General features: G+C 46.0%; 17 protein-coding genes. 11 read left to right on the top strand and 6 right to left on the bottom strand.

Annotated features, from left to right (window positions below):
* The first annotated feature begins 1 nt into the window (after position 1).
* Both JGK22_RS06310 and JGK22_RS06305 read left to right on the top strand, forming a co-directional pair.
* The gene (locus JGK22_RS06310; RefSeq protein WP_293204865.1) at positions 2-505 is read left to right on the top strand and encodes a hypothetical protein; all 504 of its coding nucleotides are present in this window, start codon (positions 2-4) and stop codon (positions 503-505) included.
* Positions 506-538: 33 nt separating this feature from the next.
* Positions 539-1072: a hypothetical protein gene (locus JGK22_RS06305; RefSeq protein ID WP_293204867.1), complete on the top strand. Its 534-nt coding sequence runs from the start codon at positions 539-541 to the stop codon at positions 1070-1072.
* A 357-nt stretch (positions 1073-1429) separates the two neighbouring features.
* On the opposite strand, the gene JGK22_RS06300 is transcribed toward JGK22_RS06305, so the two are convergent.
* The gene (locus JGK22_RS06300) at positions 1430-1828 is read right to left on the bottom strand and encodes a hypothetical protein (protein ID WP_293204869.1); all 399 of its coding nucleotides are present in this window, start codon (positions 1826-1828) and stop codon (positions 1430-1432) included.
* A gap of 506 nt (positions 1829-2334) precedes the next feature.
* Here JGK22_RS06300 and chlP point away from each other — a divergent pair.
* Positions 2335-3555: a geranylgeranyl reductase gene (chlP, locus tag JGK22_RS06295; RefSeq protein WP_293178567.1), complete on the top strand. Its 1221-nt coding sequence runs from the start codon at positions 2335-2337 to the stop codon at positions 3553-3555.
* A gap of 324 nt (positions 3556-3879) precedes the next feature.
* On the opposite strand, the gene JGK22_RS06290 is transcribed toward chlP, so the two are convergent.
* The gene (locus tag JGK22_RS06290; protein ID WP_293178570.1) at positions 3880-4422 is read right to left on the bottom strand and encodes a Dps family protein; all 543 of its coding nucleotides are present in this window, start codon (positions 4420-4422) and stop codon (positions 3880-3882) included.
* 356 nt (positions 4423-4778) lie between these two features.
* Between JGK22_RS06290 and JGK22_RS06285 the strand changes: the two genes are divergently transcribed.
* The 3 genes from JGK22_RS06285 to JGK22_RS06275 all read left to right on the top strand — a co-directional run bounded on the left by JGK22_RS06285 (position 4779) and on the right by JGK22_RS06275 (position 7425).
* Complete coding sequence (locus JGK22_RS06285) at positions 4779-5024, top strand: Asr1405/Asl0597 family protein (RefSeq protein ID WP_293178573.1); 246 nt, start codon at positions 4779-4781, stop codon at positions 5022-5024.
* A gap of 182 nt (positions 5025-5206) precedes the next feature.
* The gene (locus tag JGK22_RS06280; protein ID WP_293232451.1) at positions 5207-5872 is read left to right on the top strand and encodes a (2Fe-2S) ferredoxin domain-containing protein; all 666 of its coding nucleotides are present in this window, start codon (positions 5207-5209) and stop codon (positions 5870-5872) included.
* Positions 5873-6087: 215 nt separating this feature from the next.
* Positions 6088-7425 carry a hypothetical protein gene (locus JGK22_RS06275; RefSeq protein ID WP_293312555.1) on the top strand — a complete coding sequence of 446 codons (1338 nt, stop codon included), beginning with the start codon at positions 6088-6090 and terminating at the stop codon, positions 7423-7425.
* A 316-nt stretch (positions 7426-7741) separates the two neighbouring features.
* On the opposite strand, the gene JGK22_RS06270 is transcribed toward JGK22_RS06275, so the two are convergent.
* Entirely contained in the window at positions 7742-9964 is a 2223-nt protein-coding gene (locus JGK22_RS06270) for a flavin-dependent dehydrogenase (RefSeq protein ID WP_293178582.1), read from the bottom strand.
* 180 nt (positions 9965-10144) lie between these two features.
* Between JGK22_RS06270 and JGK22_RS06265 the strand changes: the two genes are divergently transcribed.
* Positions 10145-10378, top strand: a complete 234-nt coding sequence (locus JGK22_RS06265) for a hypothetical protein (RefSeq protein ID WP_293153381.1) — start codon at positions 10145-10147, stop codon at positions 10376-10378.
* A gap of 183 nt (positions 10379-10561) precedes the next feature.
* On the opposite strand, the gene JGK22_RS06260 is transcribed toward JGK22_RS06265, so the two are convergent.
* Positions 10562-11143, bottom strand: coding sequence for a hypothetical protein (locus JGK22_RS06260; RefSeq protein WP_325314830.1), 582 nt, complete (start codon positions 11141-11143; stop codon positions 10562-10564).
* Between the two features lie 158 nt (positions 11144-11301).
* Entirely contained in the window at positions 11302-12381 is a 1080-nt protein-coding gene (locus JGK22_RS06255) for a M23 family metallopeptidase (RefSeq protein WP_293312553.1), read from the bottom strand.
* A gap of 156 nt (positions 12382-12537) precedes the next feature.
* On the opposite strand from JGK22_RS06255, the gene JGK22_RS06250 reads away from it, so the two are divergent.
* A complete protein-coding gene (locus JGK22_RS06250; RefSeq protein WP_293204880.1) occupies positions 12538-13248 on the top strand; it encodes a phosphatase PAP2 family protein in 711 nt (236 codons plus the stop codon).
* A gap of 59 nt (positions 13249-13307) precedes the next feature.
* Here JGK22_RS06250 and JGK22_RS06245 read toward each other — a convergent pair whose 3' ends face one another.
* Complete coding sequence (locus tag JGK22_RS06245) at positions 13308-14195, bottom strand: aspartoacylase (RefSeq protein ID WP_293204883.1); 888 nt, start codon at positions 14193-14195, stop codon at positions 13308-13310.
* 339 nt (positions 14196-14534) lie between these two features.
* On the opposite strand from JGK22_RS06245, the gene JGK22_RS06240 reads away from it, so the two are divergent.
* The 3 genes from JGK22_RS06240 to JGK22_RS06230 all read left to right on the top strand — a co-directional run bounded on the left by JGK22_RS06240 (position 14535) and on the right by JGK22_RS06230 (position 16203).
* On the top strand, positions 14535-15392 hold the full coding sequence (locus JGK22_RS06240; protein WP_293189401.1) for a leucine-rich repeat protein: 858 nt from the start codon (positions 14535-14537) through the stop codon (positions 15390-15392).
* Positions 15393-15496: 104 nt separating this feature from the next.
* The gene (locus JGK22_RS06235; RefSeq protein ID WP_293178597.1) at positions 15497-15835 is read left to right on the top strand and encodes a DUF433 domain-containing protein; all 339 of its coding nucleotides are present in this window, start codon (positions 15497-15499) and stop codon (positions 15833-15835) included.
* Between the two features lie 5 nt (positions 15836-15840).
* Positions 15841-16203, top strand: a complete 363-nt coding sequence (locus JGK22_RS06230; RefSeq protein ID WP_293196978.1) for a DUF5615 family PIN-like protein — start codon at positions 15841-15843, stop codon at positions 16201-16203.
* Positions 16204-16808: the final 605 nt, after the last annotated feature.

The raw sequence follows: 16808 nt of genomic DNA, 5'->3' as shown, positions 1-16808 counted from the left end.
AATGACTACACAACCATTATCCCTCCCCCAAGCAAACTTAAAAATGGCTCTCTGGCAAGTAGATGCCGATTCAATGAGTAGTAGCGATTTGTATGTCTGGTTAAATGATATCGGCTTGCCCCACGAAGTCACCATCAGATTGCACGAGTTGGCTACCTACACGAAAAAATCTGGTAACAAAGTTTTGGCTGTAGGGAAAATTATTCTGCTCAAAATTATCGAGTTTGTCAAAGCACATCCTTATTTAGCTACGGGCATTGCTGTAGGAGTTGCTGTGGGACTATTGGTAAGTTCAGTACCATTTATCGGCCCAGTGTTAGCGCCATTGGCAGCAGTGCTAGGTATAACTGTTGGTGCGATCGCTGGACATAGACTAGATCAAGGCTACCGTCAAGTAGATGGGATAGTTGGAGTAGCACAAGACATTATTGAACTCGCCAAATTGTTTTTTCAACTACTGATTGATGTTTTCAATGCAGTTTTTATAAACGTTATCACTGCTTAAATAAGAAAATTTGAAACAATCAGGAGGCTTAATATGTCAGGAAATAAAACCCTAACTAAGGAGCAAATCCTTAAAGCGATCGAGCAATTGGCAAAAAATCCTAATGATAAGCTAGGAATTTTAGCTGATATTGGGATTGGTGTGGTAGGTGCTGGTGCTGCTGGTGCTGCTGTTGCGGCTTTCGGCGGTACATCCATATTGTTTGGGCTAGTAGCGCTTGCACCCCCAGTAGGATTGGTTGTTGGCGGTGCAGCATTAGGTGCAGCAGCTCTCGTTGGAGCAAAGAGGATCTTCTTTGATGGCACATTCAACCAAGGGAAACAAGCAGAAATGCTCCAACAGTTACAAGAACAGCTAAGAGAGGTTGAAACAAAAGAAAGAGTATCTAAGGTTGGAGAGAGTGACAAGACAAAATTTATCGTTTCCTTGAAAGAACCAGTTAGGCTTAATCTAATTAGCCCTAAAGATGCTCAGAATTTAATGAGGGCTGTCGAAAGTGGTCAAATGCCTATCAAAGAGGCGATTAAGATGGTTCAGGCTATAGTTGAAGCAGCTAAACCCCAATAGTCTTTTAAATCTATGACCTGAGAATGCTAGGCACAGGCTATGTTGCTCTGGTATTTCTGAGAATTGACTTAGGTGCTGAAAAAGCGATCGCCCTTATATGATTGAAGCGCGATCGCTCTTTGGTATAGTCAAAGAATCCCGAGCGCACACAACCCAATGGAATCTCTACCCAATCATTGGGACGAACTGGCTAAAATCTTAGAACCTATTCATATAAATCACCTCGCAACCCAACATTTAGAATCCTGTAATTACAAAATACTGGACTACTGGGATAGCAATAATAAGTTTTACGAAGAAATTGCTTTAATTCATCCCATCTGTGCTGAGTCGATCGGGCGATCGATTTCCCTAGCCCTAATTCCCCTTCCCCTTTCCCTTCCCCGCCAAAAACTCCCGCAGCCGCAACAAACTAGCGGTTTGTCCCAAATTCAGCGGTAGCAGCGACACTCCCTCCAACCGAGACTGCACCCAACCGTCGCCCCAATACCACTCGTGAAACCCGTCAATTCCCTGACTCAACAACAGTCGCAGACAATTTGACTCAGCAATTTCCACATAGTGCTGCACCGCTACCGGGCCTATCCAACTTGTGAATGTCAATTCGCGATCGAGCAATTCGGGCAAACCCTGAGAAAACTGCTGAGGCCACAGCCACTGCTGCAACTGCACCGGACGCACCAAACTGTCTCGAATCGCAGTCTCCGAAGCTTCAACCTCAATCCGCAATTGGCTTTGTTGAAAATTACCTAGCATAGCAATTTGAAATTTTATATAGGAGCTTTACTTAACTTAAATGTAACGTAATTGCATGGAGTTCGATCGGGCGGGCTAGAAGCCCACCCCACAAGAAAATTCATTGTCAACTCGTTCTACTCGTTACCAGGCTGGAGCCTGGTAACGTAGATCCGGAGGCAGAGCCTCCATTTTACACACTGACGAGGCAGAGCCTCTAGATCTCGCTTCCCAGGCTCCAGCCTGGGAACCAGTTAATTTATCTCTTGTGGAACAAGCCGAAAAGCCTGTTCTTAAAAATACCGCTAAACATTCGATCGCACATTAGCGTCCATCCGCATTCATCTACCATAAAAAATTTAAGATTTTCCATAGAAACCAGCATCAAAAACCCCATTTTTGTATCCAATTGTTAAGCTCTGTTGCATTTCATTTAAATCTCCCATTCTCACCCCACAGCAGAGAAACTCCGTGATACCATCACATCTGACTGGTAAAGACTTATAGAAAAAATTGGGAGAAAAGCTTTGACACTACGGGTTGCAGTTGTTGGATCGGGGCCAGCGGGTTCTTGCGCCGCCGAAACATTGGTAAAAGCAGGCATCGAAACTTATTTATTTGAACGCAAATTAGACAACGCTAAACCCTGCGGTGGGGCAATTCCTCTGTGCATGGTTGAAGAATTTGACTTGCCACAAAGTATTATCGATCGCCAAGTCAGAAAAATGAAAATGATTTCCCCCTCCAATGTAGAGGTGGATATCAACATCGAAAACGAACACGAATACATCGGTATGTGCCGCCGCGAAGTCCTCGATGGCTTTTTGCGCGATCGGGCCGCTTCCTTAGGTGCCAAACTGATTAACGGTACTGTTCACACCTTAGAAATTCCAGGCAACAACACCGACCCCTACATTCTCCACTACGCCGACCACTCCAACGGCACCGCTGTGGGAACTCAGAAAACCCTGAAAGTCGATTTGGTAATTGGGGCTGACGGCGCTAACTCCCGCGTAGCTAAGGCGATTGATGCTGGTGACTACAATTATGCGATCGCCTTCCAAGAGCGCATCCGCCTCCCAGAAGATAAAATGGCTTACTACGAAGGTCTAGCCGAAATGTACGTCGGCGACGACGTTTCCACCGACTTCTACGCCTGGGTGTTCCCCAAATACGACCACGTAGCCGTCGGTACCGGCACGATGAAAGTCAATCAAGCTGATATCAAAAAGCTGCAAGCCGGAGTCCGCGCCCGCGCTGCCAAAAAACTCATGGGCGGTGAGATCATTAAAGTGGAAGCTCACCCCATCCCAGAACATCCGCGTCCCCGCCGGGTTGTCGGCCGAGTTGCTCTCGTAGGCGACGCTGCTGGTTATGTTACCAAGTCTTCGGGCGAAGGTATCTATTTTGCGGCTAAGTCTGGCCGGATGTGCGCTGAAACTATTGTGGAAATTTCCAATAAGGGCGCGCGGATTCCGACTGAACAAGAAATTAAGCTGTATCTGAAGCGCTGGGATAAGGCTTACGGTATTACCTACAAAGTGCTTGACATTTTGCAGCGCGTGTTCTACCGTTCCGATGCTACTCGCGAAGCTTTTGTGGAAATGTGTGCCGATCGCGATGTGCAGAAACTCACATTCGATAGCTACTTGTATAAGACTGTAGTACCGGCTAATCCCTTGATTCAGATGAAGATTACTGCGAAAACCATTGGTAGCTTGTTGCGCGGTAGTGCTTTGGCGCCTTAATCTCTGGCGAGTTATCACACTTTGTATAATAATCCGGAGATCCCCCCTAGCCCCCCTTAAGAAGGGGGGGACATGAGTATTCTGAAAGTTCCGCTGCGATGAGGGGACAGGAATATTCTCAAAGTCCCCCTTCTTAAGGGGGATTTAGGGGGATCGAGACTCGGGGATCAGCGAGATTTATCAAGGCTTTCAGGCTTCAGTTGACAGGAATGAGCAGTGCTGTATCCCTACAGATAAGCTGCTCAATCGGAAATCCCCTCCCAATTTTGAATTGGGAGGGGATTTTAAGCTTTTTTCCGATTTAGGGACAGTCCTTTTTTTGGGTTAGTTCAAGTTCAATTGCACTAAGGTGTCGGGGGCGAGGAAGTGGGAAATGTGGTAAGCTCGCTCTTCTGTTTTTAGCAGGATTTTTTCGTAGAGGTAGCGCGTAGCTCGATCGCCCAAACTTTCTGCTTGTCCTGCTTGACGGCGCAACAAACCGATTATAGCTTGTTCGGCAGTCAAATCGTGTTCCAGCATTTGGCGGCACGAATACACGCCGTCGGCTTCCGGAGCGAAACAGCACATCTCGGCTAACTTGCTAAAGCTAGCTACGGGTATGCCGCCCAATCCGTTCAACCGTTCGCCCAATTCGTGGACGCTATCTTGAGCTTCTCCGTAGCTTTCTTCAAAGAATTTGTGCAAGGAGTAAAATTCTGCTCCTTCCACGACAAAATGATGTTTTTGATATTGCAGGTATAGAGCCTGAAAACTCGCCAGCAGGGCGTTCATTCCTTCACAAATCGGTGCTGTGACTGAATGTTCTAACAAAATTGGGTTTTCAGCTATGTGACCAAACGGTCTCAATGCACTCTGAATCTGGGCCATTAGTGTTTTCCTCTCAATAGGCAGTGATTGTTGCCAATAGAGTTAGTCTAGCATCCTAAATTTAGCAGTCAAGCAGGGTCTGGCTTCATAGTGATAGAGTTTCGAGAGTAGGAAAATTTTTTTGTAAACCTATTGAGAATTATTAGCAGTTGCGTTATGCTGGAAAAAGATGCTCGTTCTGAGTGCTTCCTGAATGTGGGGCGAATCCTCCGAAGGCAGAAAGCAGCAGGCAAAAGGCTAAATTTTTCAGAAAGGGCTTTTGACAATCCTTGATTCTCTTCTGAAATCTGGCTTTTAACTTCTGCTCGCTATCAGTCCGGGTAAAAATTAATGCAAATTATTATTGTTGTCACAAGATGAATCCAGCCGATCGAGAGTTAGAAGTTTGTGAGATTGTGCAAGTTAGTTGGCTAGACAGGTGGCAAGTTTACAAACGCTTGCAAGAACTCGAAATCCCCTGCTGGTGTGCGGTTGACCAACCTTTGCGGGCAAAAGTCAACACTGTCAGACAAGCTGCTCAGCTAATGAGCGTGTTGAGGCAAGTTAGTGCCCCTCGGCGCGAACTGGTTCAGTTGCTGGAGTGCTGCTGGCAAATCGGATAAAGCCCGAAGGAAGAAGGAAGAAGGAAGAAGGAAGAAGGAAGAAGGAAGAAGGAAGACGGAAGACGGAAGAAGGAAGACGGAAGAAGTAAAAATAATGATGCGATTCAACGCATAAATACCTTCACTGGCGACGTTTTCTTGTCAAGTTTGATAATTTTCACCGAACAGTCAACCCAGGAGTTATGACAATGTATAAGTCTGGCAAGCAAGTTTCTGAATTCAGCCTAGAGGGAGAAATCCTCAGCCTGATTATTGAAGATGGTTATAAACTTAAATATTTGCGTATTAGCAGCGATCGCAAAGTAGAATACCTTGTTAAACTTTCCAAGGAATTGCGGTCATTTTTAGCGCCTGTTTTGACTCCTGGGTTGAGAGTTCAAGTTGCAGGTGAGAAAGAACTCAATTTGAAAAACGGTAAAATAAAACTGAAAGCTCACAGCCTCACTCTGGCTCGGGGCCACAACGATCGATCGCCCGAACACCTCGACTCTACCAGCGTACCTGCTGGGGTACTGACATCCGTTGGCGCGATCGGCAAAACCGAAGTCACCACTCCCACAGCAGCTCAAACTGTCAAAGCTGCGGCAAAAACTCAAACCAAAATATTAGTGTGTCAAAAATCTGACTGCCAGAAGCGGGGCGGCGCAGCAGTCTGTAAAGCTTTAGAAAATGCTTTGAATGCACGGGGTTTAGAAGAGCAAGTGACTGTTCAGGGAACCGGATGTCTCAAACAGTGCAAAGCAGGGCCAAATATAGTGGTGATGCCGGACAAAACTCGCTACAGTCGCATCAAACCGGCAGAAGTTCCAGCAATTGTTGACAAACATTTTGCAGTTGTTAAAGTTTAGCCGATCGCAGGAAATCTCGGAATGCCCGAATGTCGGAGTCCCCAATCGGAGAATTTTGCTTGTGACCAATGCCCTGCTTGCCCTGCTTGCCCTGCTTGCCCAATAACCAATAACCAATAACCAATAACCAATAACCAATAACTAGGGGCTTTCTTTTAGATAATCTATAAGGATAGACTGTATCTGAGACCCTGTGACTATTGGGATAAAAAGCCATGTCAGAAGCTGATCTTCGAGCCAGTCAGCACCAACCCCACCCTGCTGTTCGATCCGAGAACGAAGGATTGCAGTCAAATTTTGCTGCTGCTGGGGGTTTTGAGCCGATCGCCCCCCGTCCGACAGATACTCCCGCAACGGTGCCCCAACAGCCAGAAGAAGACTGGCAAACACTAGATTTTCCCAACGCGATCAGCGTAGATGCAATTCCCACAACACCCTCCCCGAACAATTTGCCATCTCAGACACAGCCGCCAGAGGTGGGATCGCCCGTGATTTCAGACAATCTCAAAAATCTGCTTGGGAATGCCGAACAGGCTAAGAACAAAGGATCGACACCAGTTACCCTCATGCAAGCGCTGCACGAATGCAACCGCGACCTTTTGCAGCGAATCGCTCAGCTAGAAACAGCCCTCGAAGAGTCCCACAACAAATTGGAGAATCGCGAAACGTTACTAGAACAGCGGACTGCTGAACTAGAAAGCATTCAAGAACAATTGACGCGACTGTTTGGGAAAGTGGAAGTTTCCCATCAAACTCTGCAAGGTCAAGAAATTTTAGTGGAAAGTTTAAGCAGTCAGTTGACAACCAGCCAAACCAGGTTAGCGATTGTGGAGCGAGAATGTGCGTCTACTGTGCAGCGCTACAACGAACAGTTTCACCAGCTAGTAGCTACCGAAAATGTTTGCAGGGAATTGCGATCGCGCTTGCACCGCCAGCAGCGCCACACTCTGCAATTTAAAGCTGCTTTGGAAAAAAGTCTGGAAAGGCCACAGAAATCTCCAATTATTGAGCCACCTGACGATGCGGAGGATAGCGCCCACAAGCAATTACAATCCTTGCTCGCGGCAGTCAGAAGCTCTCAGAGTCCGCTACCGCCAGCCTTCAACGCTTCCCCTGTCCAAGCTTGGTCAGATCCCGAAGAGCATCTAGAGGCAGCGCTTGCTGAATATGCGATCGACCCTGAATCGATCGCAAATATGGAACTTAACAAATTAGCCCAAGCATCCGGCATTCAATTGCAGGAGACGGAAACCTACCAGCCGTTTGAGCCAGCAACTGACTCGCCCCTTGGGGTTGCGGAACCTCAACTGCCGGCGGCTGAGCCTGAACCTGAACCAGAAACTGCTGCGCCCACCTTAGGCAGCCAAGAATTGGCTAAGGCGGTTCAAATTTTGAATTCAGTGGAAACCTTTGGCCTTCAGGAAGTGCGATCGAGTGCGGTCAAACCTACAGCAGCCGGACAACCCGAGTGGCTGACCTTGATTTCCAATCCGCTGCGGGCTTCTAAAAAACGTCGATCGCTGGCTGAAATTGAATTGCCGAGTTTTCGATAGCAAACGCAAGTTGACAGTTGACAGTTGACAGTTGACAGTTGACAGTTGATAGTTGACAAAAGAAGGAAGAGGATTGGAGTAATCAATCGTCTTCTTTTAATTTCTCCCGATCAGGGTTCCGGCTTTAAACCAATTCTTTATGGTAATTGGTAATTGGTAATTGGTAATTGCTCAAATTTACCAATTACCATAAAGACAGATCGTCGTTTGGGTTTTGACCGGAAAAATATTATTCCGAGTGCAGTGCGAGCGTCTCGCTCGCGTGTTCAACGTCAGCGAGATCCTCGCGTGTTCAACGTCAGCGAAACGCTCGCACTCAGCTATCAACTGAAAACTCTTTTTTCCCCTTTCCCATGCCGTAGGTGAGAGCATAGCTGGTAGCCAACAGCCACAGCCAAACACCCGGATATCTGGGTTCCAACCAAGGCTGTACCTTGCGGGCGAAACTGGGTAGCCATCCGAACAGCCAACTAGCTAAAGCCAACAGAGTAAAAGTCAAGTAACTCCCCAACCAGCGCCAAACATCCCCCAAGGTGACAAAATCTAAAATCCACAGCAGCAGAGAAGGATTTTTTCCGGCTGCTTCAATCGCCAATCGATTGAAAGTTAGCCAATCGACTCTATCTTTGATAAAAGTTTCGGCTACGGTGAGTTCTTGTCCTGCCAAAATGCCGAAGAAGGTATTGAGAATTGAATTAATTCTCTGGGGCGGCAAACTGCGGCCGGTGGGAACCATCATCCCTTTAGAAAACAGCCAAGTTACTGACACGTTGCTCTGGTAGGCGCGAATTTGGTTTAAGTGATTGGCACTTAATAAATCGTGTTTTAATGCTGTATCCAAAAGGTCAGTTAAGCGGAAAAGATTGCGGACGAGGGAGCCGAAACCGGTGAATACTAAGGGAGATTGCAAAGATGCTGCATCGCCGATCGCAATTAGGCGATCGACTGCCACGGCGCGATCGCTGCTGTTGCTGCTAAAATGCCCCGGAATATAACCAAAAGTCGGCTTTTTCCACACCAATTTGTCGATATCGCAGCGACGGTACTCCGGCAGAATAGCGAAAAAGTCCTCGTACAGTTCTAGCAAAGAACCGGGATTTTCGGGATGTACTTGGTGGTAGTGAAATAGATAAACTGTCAGTTCTCCACCAGCAGCGGGAAACAGTTCCCAAATGAGCTGGCGCCCCCGGGAGATGTCGCCGTGACTGTAGAGAACATCCCCGTAGTCAGAATCCCAAACTCCAGGCTCAAATCCTCCGTCAATGGCAGCTCCGACGGTGGGGCAAACGCTGTCAAACGCCCGTCCTCCGTTCAATTGCCAAGCGATGGGAGAAGCTGAACCCATGGCATCCACGAGCAGTCGGGCGGAGGTTGTGCGATCGGCTTTTGTCGGCAAGTGGCTGGCTTGAACCACTACTTTTTTTGCTTCAACATCGGCTCTAACAAATTCAGTTTCGTCCCAAATTTCCCCACCAGCTTCTGTTAGCTTAACTCCCGCCAAATACAGCAATTTTTCGCCATCTAAAGCTATATTCAGCACCTTCGGCGTGTGCAGGATTGGGGCTTGAGCAACGGTTGGATTGTTAGCATCAAAAAACTTGTTATAGCCATCTTTATATTCTCGCGCAATCAAAGTTTCGATTTCCGCAGCCGTAAACAAACCCAAATCAATTAAGCTTTGAATTTCATCCCGCGAAATATTCCACTCGCGATTCATCCGCCCGAAAGGCATTCTTTCCAGCAGCAGCACTCGGTAGCCCAATCTCGCCATGACTGCGGCGTGAATTACCCCCAACGCCCCGCCAATATAAATCAAGTCGTAAACAGTATCCCCAACATCCGACACCGAAACTGTGCCTTCTTTCTTCTCCCCTCTTCCTTCTTCCTTAAAACTATCCCCAACATCCGACACCGAAACTGTGCCTTCTTCCCTCTTCCCTCTTCCTTCTTCCGACTTCCCTCGGACTTCTTCCTTCTTCAAAAACACTACTTGCTTTGGCGCTTGAGGATTGCGAGTACCTTCACGCCAGCGCTGCTCCCACCAGTAGACGCGCTGGAGGTCGTATTCGCCTTTGGGCATTTTTTTGAAGTATTTGACGGTAAGGGGGTAATAGGGGGCAAGAGCTTCAAAAATTGACTGTTTGGAGAGGTCTATGACGGGGGGTTCCGGGTATAGCTCTGGAAACTTGTTTCTTACAGCCAGATTCAGAGTTTCCAGGAACTTTCTTTCTCCAGCGGGTGCGTCTTCGATACGAAAGACTTTTAAATAAGTTGTGCGCTGGACTGACCAGACAAAGGTGGAAAGTTCTGTCGATCGCGAATTGCGGTTTTCGGAATTGCTATGGGCGAATGTCGGTTTTAGATTAGCATTTTGAGCTCCAGATTTGACCAATTCGGCTGCTGTGACGTTGGAAAGCAGGCGAAAACCGTCAGGAGTAATAATTTTTTCTCCGATTCCGGGATCGAATTCCTGTTGCAACCAAGTGCAGACGGCTGCTGTATCGGGTGTCGGGACTTCTAAATAAAGAATTTCTTGCATTTTAATGTCTCAATTCTCAATAAATTCATAAAGATGGGGGAGTTGACAAGGGAGCAAAGTAGGCTATACTCCCAAATACTTATTTAGTTTTAAATAAGTTTACATTGTTCTCAGATTTTTAGCTAATTGGCTGGAAACCCCGCAGTGGCTGAATATCTACTTTCTTCGGTATGCAATTTCATGAATTATCCCATTCCTACGAATCCTCAAGAAATGATTGCTTTGCGACAGCAGCCGCTGAATGAAGAATTGGTGGCATCTGCGATCGTGGGTGTGGTTCAGATTGCCCGATCGCGATCGCAGTCTTTGGATGAGTTAAAGGCTGAGGTACTGGCGGACGACAATCTGCTCGATTTGACTCAAAGGCGCTGGCTGAGTGAGATTGTGGCTCAAGCTTGGGAAAATTTGCCCTAAATTGTCAAAATCAGAAGCATTCGCCAGTGCGATCGAGCCGGGGACAATAAGCTGATGACAGCTACATTGTCCGGTAGAATTGGCGATCGTGCAAAAATTATAGACTTATGGCATAAATCTTTGATTGGGGAAACCGCAGATAAACGCAGATAAACGCAGATGACTTTCAAGATAGTTTGAGTTTCACAGGTTAGCTGCGTTTATTAAGTATTTTAATATGCCAATAATTTGACTGATATTATCAATAAAATAATCATTTAAATCCACTTCCATAATTTGATTGCTAAGTCGTAAAAATTTCCAGTTTGTTCCGGTTGTGACCACTCCATATATTTCGGAAATATTATTGTTTCGTCTTTCATTAAAAATTTGAGCTGCAATCATTTCTGCCATACATTGTGGCAATCCAGCTTGGATATCATCATTTTTAGCTTCTACTAAGGCGACAACCGGGGCTTTAATTAAAAGTTGTTCTGGAGAACGACTAATTAGAAAATCACAAAAACCAGTCAATCCTTTTTCTAAATCTACATTAAACTCTTTTCCTGAAAACAAGCTAATTTGATACTTAAACTGCTTTCTCAGTTCTACTAAAATAGGTGTAACAATTAATTCTGAGCGAGCTTTTTCGGTATTAATTGCTAAAGCTAAAGAGATATTTTCTTGCAGGGTTTGACTGAGAAGGTCGCTATACTCGGATTTGGGTAAATTGGCAAAAATACCAACTTTGTCAGCAATGGTGATGCCAAAGTTGGTTTCAATCATTTCTAGGTTGATGAATTGACTGTATGACATTCTTTTAAAAGTGCGATCGGGAACTAAATCTAAATAAAAGTCGGCGGTTGAAACCGCATCTACACAAACGATGTCCGCCTCCGCGGACTAAGAAATAAAGGGATATTAAAGTTTATAAGGCTTAGCCACTAACGCAATTCAACTTCTCGCTTAACTTCTGCTAAAACCCGATCGCCCCGCGTCAACCGATATTCTGCGCGCCACACTCCGGGAGTCAAAGGAGAATTTGTGCTGTTTCTTTTGCCGACATAACGCAACCAAGTGCGGCTGGGGGCTGGAATTTCCTTGCTGTCGTTGACGATAGTTTTGCCATCGGGTGCAAATATTTTGTATTGTTCGCGATCGCCCTTGAGGACTCCGTAACTCTGCACCCAAAACAATAAAACCGGGCTGTTTACAGGTAGTTGAGTTTCCGAAAATTGTCCCGCCCAGACAGTATTCTCATCCGGCGGCTTGGGGGCAAAACCGGCGCGAATTAAACCGGTGGGAACATAGTCGATCGGCTTGTCCCAAATTGGATTGCGGGCAATGTTGCAGCCTAACTTCGCGTCTGGCCCCACAAACGGATCTACGGGCTTGCCTTGATAGCGAAAAGTGATGTGTACGTGGGGGAAAGAGGCTAAGCCAGAGTTGCCCACCATGCCCAAAACAGTGCCTTTTTGTACCTGCATTCCCGGTTTGACAACAAGGCTGTTTTGGCGGAGGTGGCAATATTGGGCTTCCCAGCCGTTGCCGTGATCGATTACCATACCGTTGCCGCATTCTGTACCTGCGACGTTGGTTTTGTCTGTCTGGTTTTGCAAACGCCGATCGACTACACCATCTCGCACTCGCAAAACTTTGCCCGCAGCGGAGGCGACAACGGGGACTCCTTTAGCCATTGCTTTGGCGTCGGGAATGGCAAAATCTATGCCGTCGTGCCCGTCGTAGGTTTGGCGCCCGCAGCCGAATTCAACGGCGCCAGGGCTTGGATCGCGATCGAAATAGTGCATGACAAAACAGTCTTTTCCTAGGGTACAGGCGATCGGCTGACCGAATTTCGGGCTGTTGGGCTGTTGGGCGACTGCTGAGGAGACGAGGCGTTGGGCGATCGAGTTGGCTTGGGCGATCGGCGTACTTACTCCGGTATCTTTGGCACAGCTAGAAATACTTGTCAACCCCACGGTCAACAAAATTGTAGAAATCTGTTTTCTTGATAGTATGTTCATTCGTCTCTGGGATGTAAAAGCTGAGTTGGTAGAAGATTACTTAATCATTCAAAAGATAGTTGTTCAGGAATCTAGACGAGCGATAAGGTGTTTTCGTTTCATAGATTTGTGGTATTATTCCCGGTTTTGGGTTTTTAATTGTTAATTACTTAAAAAATGCTCTCTAAAATTCGATCGCTAATTTCGATAATTCGGCTTGGTGGGCTGGCTGTTGCTGGTTTGGCGATGTGGGCATTTGCCACCATTGCCCATGAGGTTTTGGACTCGGAAACAGACGCTTTTGATAAATCAATTTTACTATATCTCAGGAGCCTGCACGATCCGGTGCGCGATCGCATCATGCTCGCCTTGACATTTTTTGGGGAACCAAATTTGCTGCTCATGCTGAGCGTGAGTTTGGGTATTATGTTGTGGGTGCGCCAACATCGATCGGAAGCTATAACGATCGCAATTACGGGCGCTGGGGCTGTTGGTTTAAATATGCTTTTAAAACAACTCTTTGCGCGCGATCGACCTCAACTTTGGGAGCGCGCGGTTGAGGTAAAATTTTACAGTTTTCCTAGCGGACACGCAATGATTTCAATGGTTGTTTACGGTTTGCTAGGATATTTTTTGGCTGCGCGCTTTCCCAGACAGCGCTGGTTGATTTACGGCTTGACAGTTGTATTAATTGCTGGTATTGGTTTGAGTCGGCTTTATCTCGGAGTTCACTGGCCTACGGATGTTATTGCTGGTTATATTGCGGGTTTTGTATGGCTGCTTGCTTGCATTTTTAGTTTGGAAGTATGGAAGCAGTTTCATGATTCTCGTCCTATTCCTGAAGAAAAGTTTTTGTCACCTGAATCCCAAAATCTAACCGAGAAATAACCAGAAACAAGGTTCGTAGTGAGGACTTCAGTCCGCAATAAGAAGGACTAAAGTCCTCACTACGAACCATGAAGAACAATTTCCTTTTGGGTAAAACACATGGCAATTCCTTTTTCGTAGTAAGCCGCCTCGTTAATAAAAATTGGATAAACAATTGATTTACCTTCATACAAGACCGACTCGCCCTCAAAGGTCAAAAACATTGGATCGCCCGGATTCAATGCTTCATAATCTCTCGATTGTAGCTGAGGATGAATCATTGCCTGAATTTCTCCAGAGTTGTTTCTCGGATAGTCGATCGCCCGAATGCTTTGATAAATAGTCAGGGAATTATTGACAACGGGCATTGTGCCTAGATTGTAGGCTTCTGTGCAATCTAATATTGTCCCGATAACTTGCTCGGTTTGCTGAAACCAAGACGCATCTAAAACACCTTGCGCGACTGCGCCAACTTCCAGCGTACCGCCTAACTCAGAAATCGATCGCAACAAAGGACTATCTTGATGATTGCTTGGCGAAGTGAGTAGCTTGAGGTGCGGATACACAGAGGTTAAATAAGCTGCTAGTTGCAGGTTAAAGGGATGCTGGCTGGCGAGAATAAATGTTAGCCCCATGTTCGATGTGGTGCTGTGCAAATCGATAATTAAATTTTGTTCCTGAGCATTTTTTGAGCTAAAAATGTGGTATATCTCTTTTGCCCGCTGGGCTTCGTAGCTGGAGAGGTGGGGATTTTCTAAATCTTGCTGGCGAAAGCAGCGGTTGAGGTCGATGTCGATGTAGCGTCTCCCAATTTCGCAGGCTTTGGGGTTGGCTAGCAGGGCGATTGTTTCAAAAGTCGATCGCCCAATTAACTCTGGCGCGCGATCGAACTTCTTCACAAGGTATACTCCTGTGAGTTCGTTTCCGTGGGTTCCTCCCACTATGGCAACACGTTTAATTTGATTCATAAACAAACAAGTTTCTATGCCAAGCCTACCATCATTTCAGTTCTCTTGGTAACACAGACCTCAGAAACCGGGTTTCTTTCCGTATTTATCGTCACCTAACCAAAGATTAATAAAAACCCGGTTTCTCGCCCCCTGCGTAAACAACTGATATATGTCATTGCGACGAACGAAGCAATCTTAGTCTTGGCGATTGCTTCGTGCCTCGTAATGACAATTGCGGACGTTTATTTATAATAGAAACCCGGTTGCTCATCTCAATTTGCCAATTTTTCCGGATCTTCCAAATTCCTGCCTGAATAGAAACAAGATGGCGGGGAAACACACGCGGAGACTCAGGATATGACGCGCGATGAAGCACTACGACGAATTAATCTAGCTACTGATAAAAAAATTACAAAACTTGATTTGTCGGGATTAGAGTTGCAGGAATTGCCACCGGAGATTGGCAAATGTACGCAGCTTGAAAGTTTAGATTTAAGCGGTATTGGCTTAACAGAAATCCCAGAAATTCTCTGCCAACTCTCTCATCTGTCAGTGCTTGACTTAAGTTACAATCAGATTGCAGCTATCCCAGATTTTATCGCCCAACTATCCAATCTGACAGACCTTGACCTCTATAATAATCGGATTGCTGTCATCCCAGAAGCACTCGGAAAACTGTCAAAGCTGAAACTGCTCGATCTCAGTTACAATCAGATTACCGAAATCCCAGACTCTCTCGCCCAATTGTCGAATCTGACAGACCTCGACCTGTATAATAATCAGATTACCGAAATCCCCGACTCTCTCGCCCAATTGTCGAATTTGACAAAGCTTTACCTCACGCACAATCAGATTGCAGCCATCCCAGGGGCGCTAGGAAAATTAGCGAATTTGACACAGCTCAATCTCAGTAAAAATCAGATTGCAGTAATCCCAGAGGATCTAGCCCAATTGTCGCATTTGACAGAGCTTTACCTCCGATACAATCAGATTACAGCAATTCCAGAGGATCTCGCCCAACTCTCGAATCTGTCACAGCTTTACCTCAGCAGCAATCAGATTACAGAAATTCCTGAGAATCTCGCCCAAATGCCGAATCTGAGACAGCTTTACCTGAATGATAATCAGATTACAGCAATCCCAAGGGCGATCGACAGCATGGAGAATCTAGAAAAACTCGATTTGCGGGGAAATCCGATTCTAGGGGAAATTTGATATGATGGTTGGAGCGATCGCCACCGCGCAGAAATCGATCGCATTATAGTTTCCCATCAAACCGAATAGTAGAATAGTAGATAGCTAAAAGAGGGATTTTAGATATGGGACTGAATGAGTATTTTGATTTCTTAGCAGCGGATGATATTCGCATTAAAGGACATCGCATCGGGATTGAGACGGTGCTGTATGAGTATTTGTATCGGGAACGCACCGCCGAAGAAATTCAGCAACTCTATCCATCTCTAACTTTAGCAGAAGTTTACACAACTATTTTGTATTATTTGCTGAACAAGGAATCAGTAAGTCGATATATACAAGATTGGTTGGAATGGTCACATCAGCAGCGAAAAATGCAAGCAGCAAATCCCCATCCGGCTGCGGAAAGATTGCGAAAATTGAAGGCTGAACGGGAAAGACAAACTGCGATTCAGGGTGCTTGAGAGAAATGGCGCTTAAATATTTGATGGATGAGAATGTTACGCCAATTTATGCGACACAACTTCGCCGGAAACGCCCGGATCTAGTAGTTTGGGCAGTGGGCGACATTGGTACGCCTCCGAAAAGTACGCTCGATCCGGATATTTTGATTTGGTGTGAAGATAATCGTTTTATTTTAGTGACGAACAACCGCAAGTCAATGCCAGTTCATCTGGCAGATAATATGGCGGTCGGCAGACATATTCCAGGGATTTTCATTCTCAACTCAGATTTAAGTATTGGGCAAAATATTGAGGAATTAATTTTAATTGCTGATGGTTCATTCGATGATGAATACCAAGATCAGATCGTCCATCTCCCGCTAACATAAACCGAGTGGCCAGAAACCGGGTTTTTGCGAGAATTGTTGGTGACAGCGCAGAAACCCAAAAAAACCCGGTTTCTTAGATTGTCGCGGGGGCCAGAAACCGGGTTTTTGCGAGAATTATTGGTGACAGCCCTAGATATGGGAAAAAACCCGGTTTCTTAGATTGTCGCGGGTGGCCAGAAACCGGGTTTTTACGAAAATTGTTGGTGACAGCGCAGAAACTCAAAAAAACCCGGTTTCTTAGATGGTCGCGGGTGGCCAGAAACCGGGTTTTTACGGAAATTGTTGGTGATAGCGCAGAAACTCAAAAAAACCCGGTTTCTTAGATGGTCGCGGGTGGCCAGAAACCGGGTTTTTACGAGAATTGTTGGTGATAGCCCAGAAAACCATAAAAACCCGGTTTCTTAGATGACGATGCGCGATTCTTTCCCCACCAACCAAAAAATCCTGTCACAATCAAATGAAGACTACGGGGAGACAAAAGATATGACGCGAGAAGAGTTGTTGCAGTTAACGGGACTTAAACAAATTTTAAGCCCAAACAAGGCCTAAACTGGCTTTATAAGCCGAGAATACGTCCCAATTTTGGTTCAACCATTTCACAAATC

Origin of the sequence: Microcoleus sp. PH2017_08_TRC_O_A (genome assembly GCF_020738665.1) — a bacterium.
GTDB lineage: Bacteria > Cyanobacteriota > Cyanobacteriia > Cyanobacteriales > Microcoleaceae > Microcoleus.
Note: the sequence above shows the minus strand (reverse complement) of the source record. Positions and strands in the feature narration are given on the sequence as shown.

Excerpts from the sequence above, each read along its gene's own strand:
- JGK22_RS06245 (WP_293204883.1), bottom strand. The coding sequence starts at position 14,195 with ATGAATCAAATTAAACGTGTTGCCATAGTGGGAGGAACCCACGGAAAC.
- JGK22_RS06310 (WP_293204865.1), top strand. The coding sequence starts at position 2 with ATGACTACACAACCATTATCCCTCCCCCAAGCAAACTTAAAAATGGCT.
- JGK22_RS06260 (WP_325314830.1), bottom strand. The coding sequence starts at position 11,143 with ATGATTGAAACCAACTTTGGCATCACCATTGCTGACAAAGTTGGTATT.
- JGK22_RS06300 (WP_293204869.1), bottom strand. The coding sequence starts at position 1,828 with ATGCTAGGTAATTTTCAACAAAGCCAATTGCGGATTGAGGTTGAAGCT.
- JGK22_RS06240 (WP_293189401.1), top strand. The coding sequence starts at position 14,535 with ATGACGCGCGATGAAGCACTACGACGAATTAATCTAGCTACTGATAAA.
- JGK22_RS06265 (WP_293153381.1), top strand. The coding sequence starts at position 10,145 with ATGAATTATCCCATTCCTACGAATCCTCAAGAAATGATTGCTTTGCGA.
- JGK22_RS06305 (WP_293204867.1), top strand. The coding sequence starts at position 539 with ATGTCAGGAAATAAAACCCTAACTAAGGAGCAAATCCTTAAAGCGATC.
- JGK22_RS06255 (WP_293312553.1), bottom strand. The coding sequence starts at position 12,381 with ATGAACATACTATCAAGAAAACAGATTTCTACAATTTTGTTGACCGTG.
- JGK22_RS06230 (WP_293196978.1), top strand. The coding sequence starts at position 15,841 with ATGGCGCTTAAATATTTGATGGATGAGAATGTTACGCCAATTTATGCG.
- JGK22_RS06250 (WP_293204880.1), top strand. The coding sequence starts at position 12,538 with ATGCTCTCTAAAATTCGATCGCTAATTTCGATAATTCGGCTTGGTGGG.
- JGK22_RS06285 (WP_293178573.1), top strand. The coding sequence starts at position 4,779 with ATGAATCCAGCCGATCGAGAGTTAGAAGTTTGTGAGATTGTGCAAGTT.
- JGK22_RS06275 (WP_293312555.1), top strand. The coding sequence starts at position 6,088 with ATGTCAGAAGCTGATCTTCGAGCCAGTCAGCACCAACCCCACCCTGCT.
- JGK22_RS06270 (WP_293178582.1), bottom strand. The coding sequence starts at position 9,964 with ATGCAAGAAATTCTTTATTTAGAAGTCCCGACACCCGATACAGCAGCC.
- JGK22_RS06280 (WP_293232451.1), top strand. The coding sequence starts at position 5,207 with ATGACAATGTATAAGTCTGGCAAGCAAGTTTCTGAATTCAGCCTAGAG.
- JGK22_RS06290 (WP_293178570.1), bottom strand. The coding sequence starts at position 4,422 with ATGGCCCAGATTCAGAGTGCATTGAGACCGTTTGGTCACATAGCTGAA.
- JGK22_RS06235 (WP_293178597.1), top strand. The coding sequence starts at position 15,497 with ATGGGACTGAATGAGTATTTTGATTTCTTAGCAGCGGATGATATTCGC.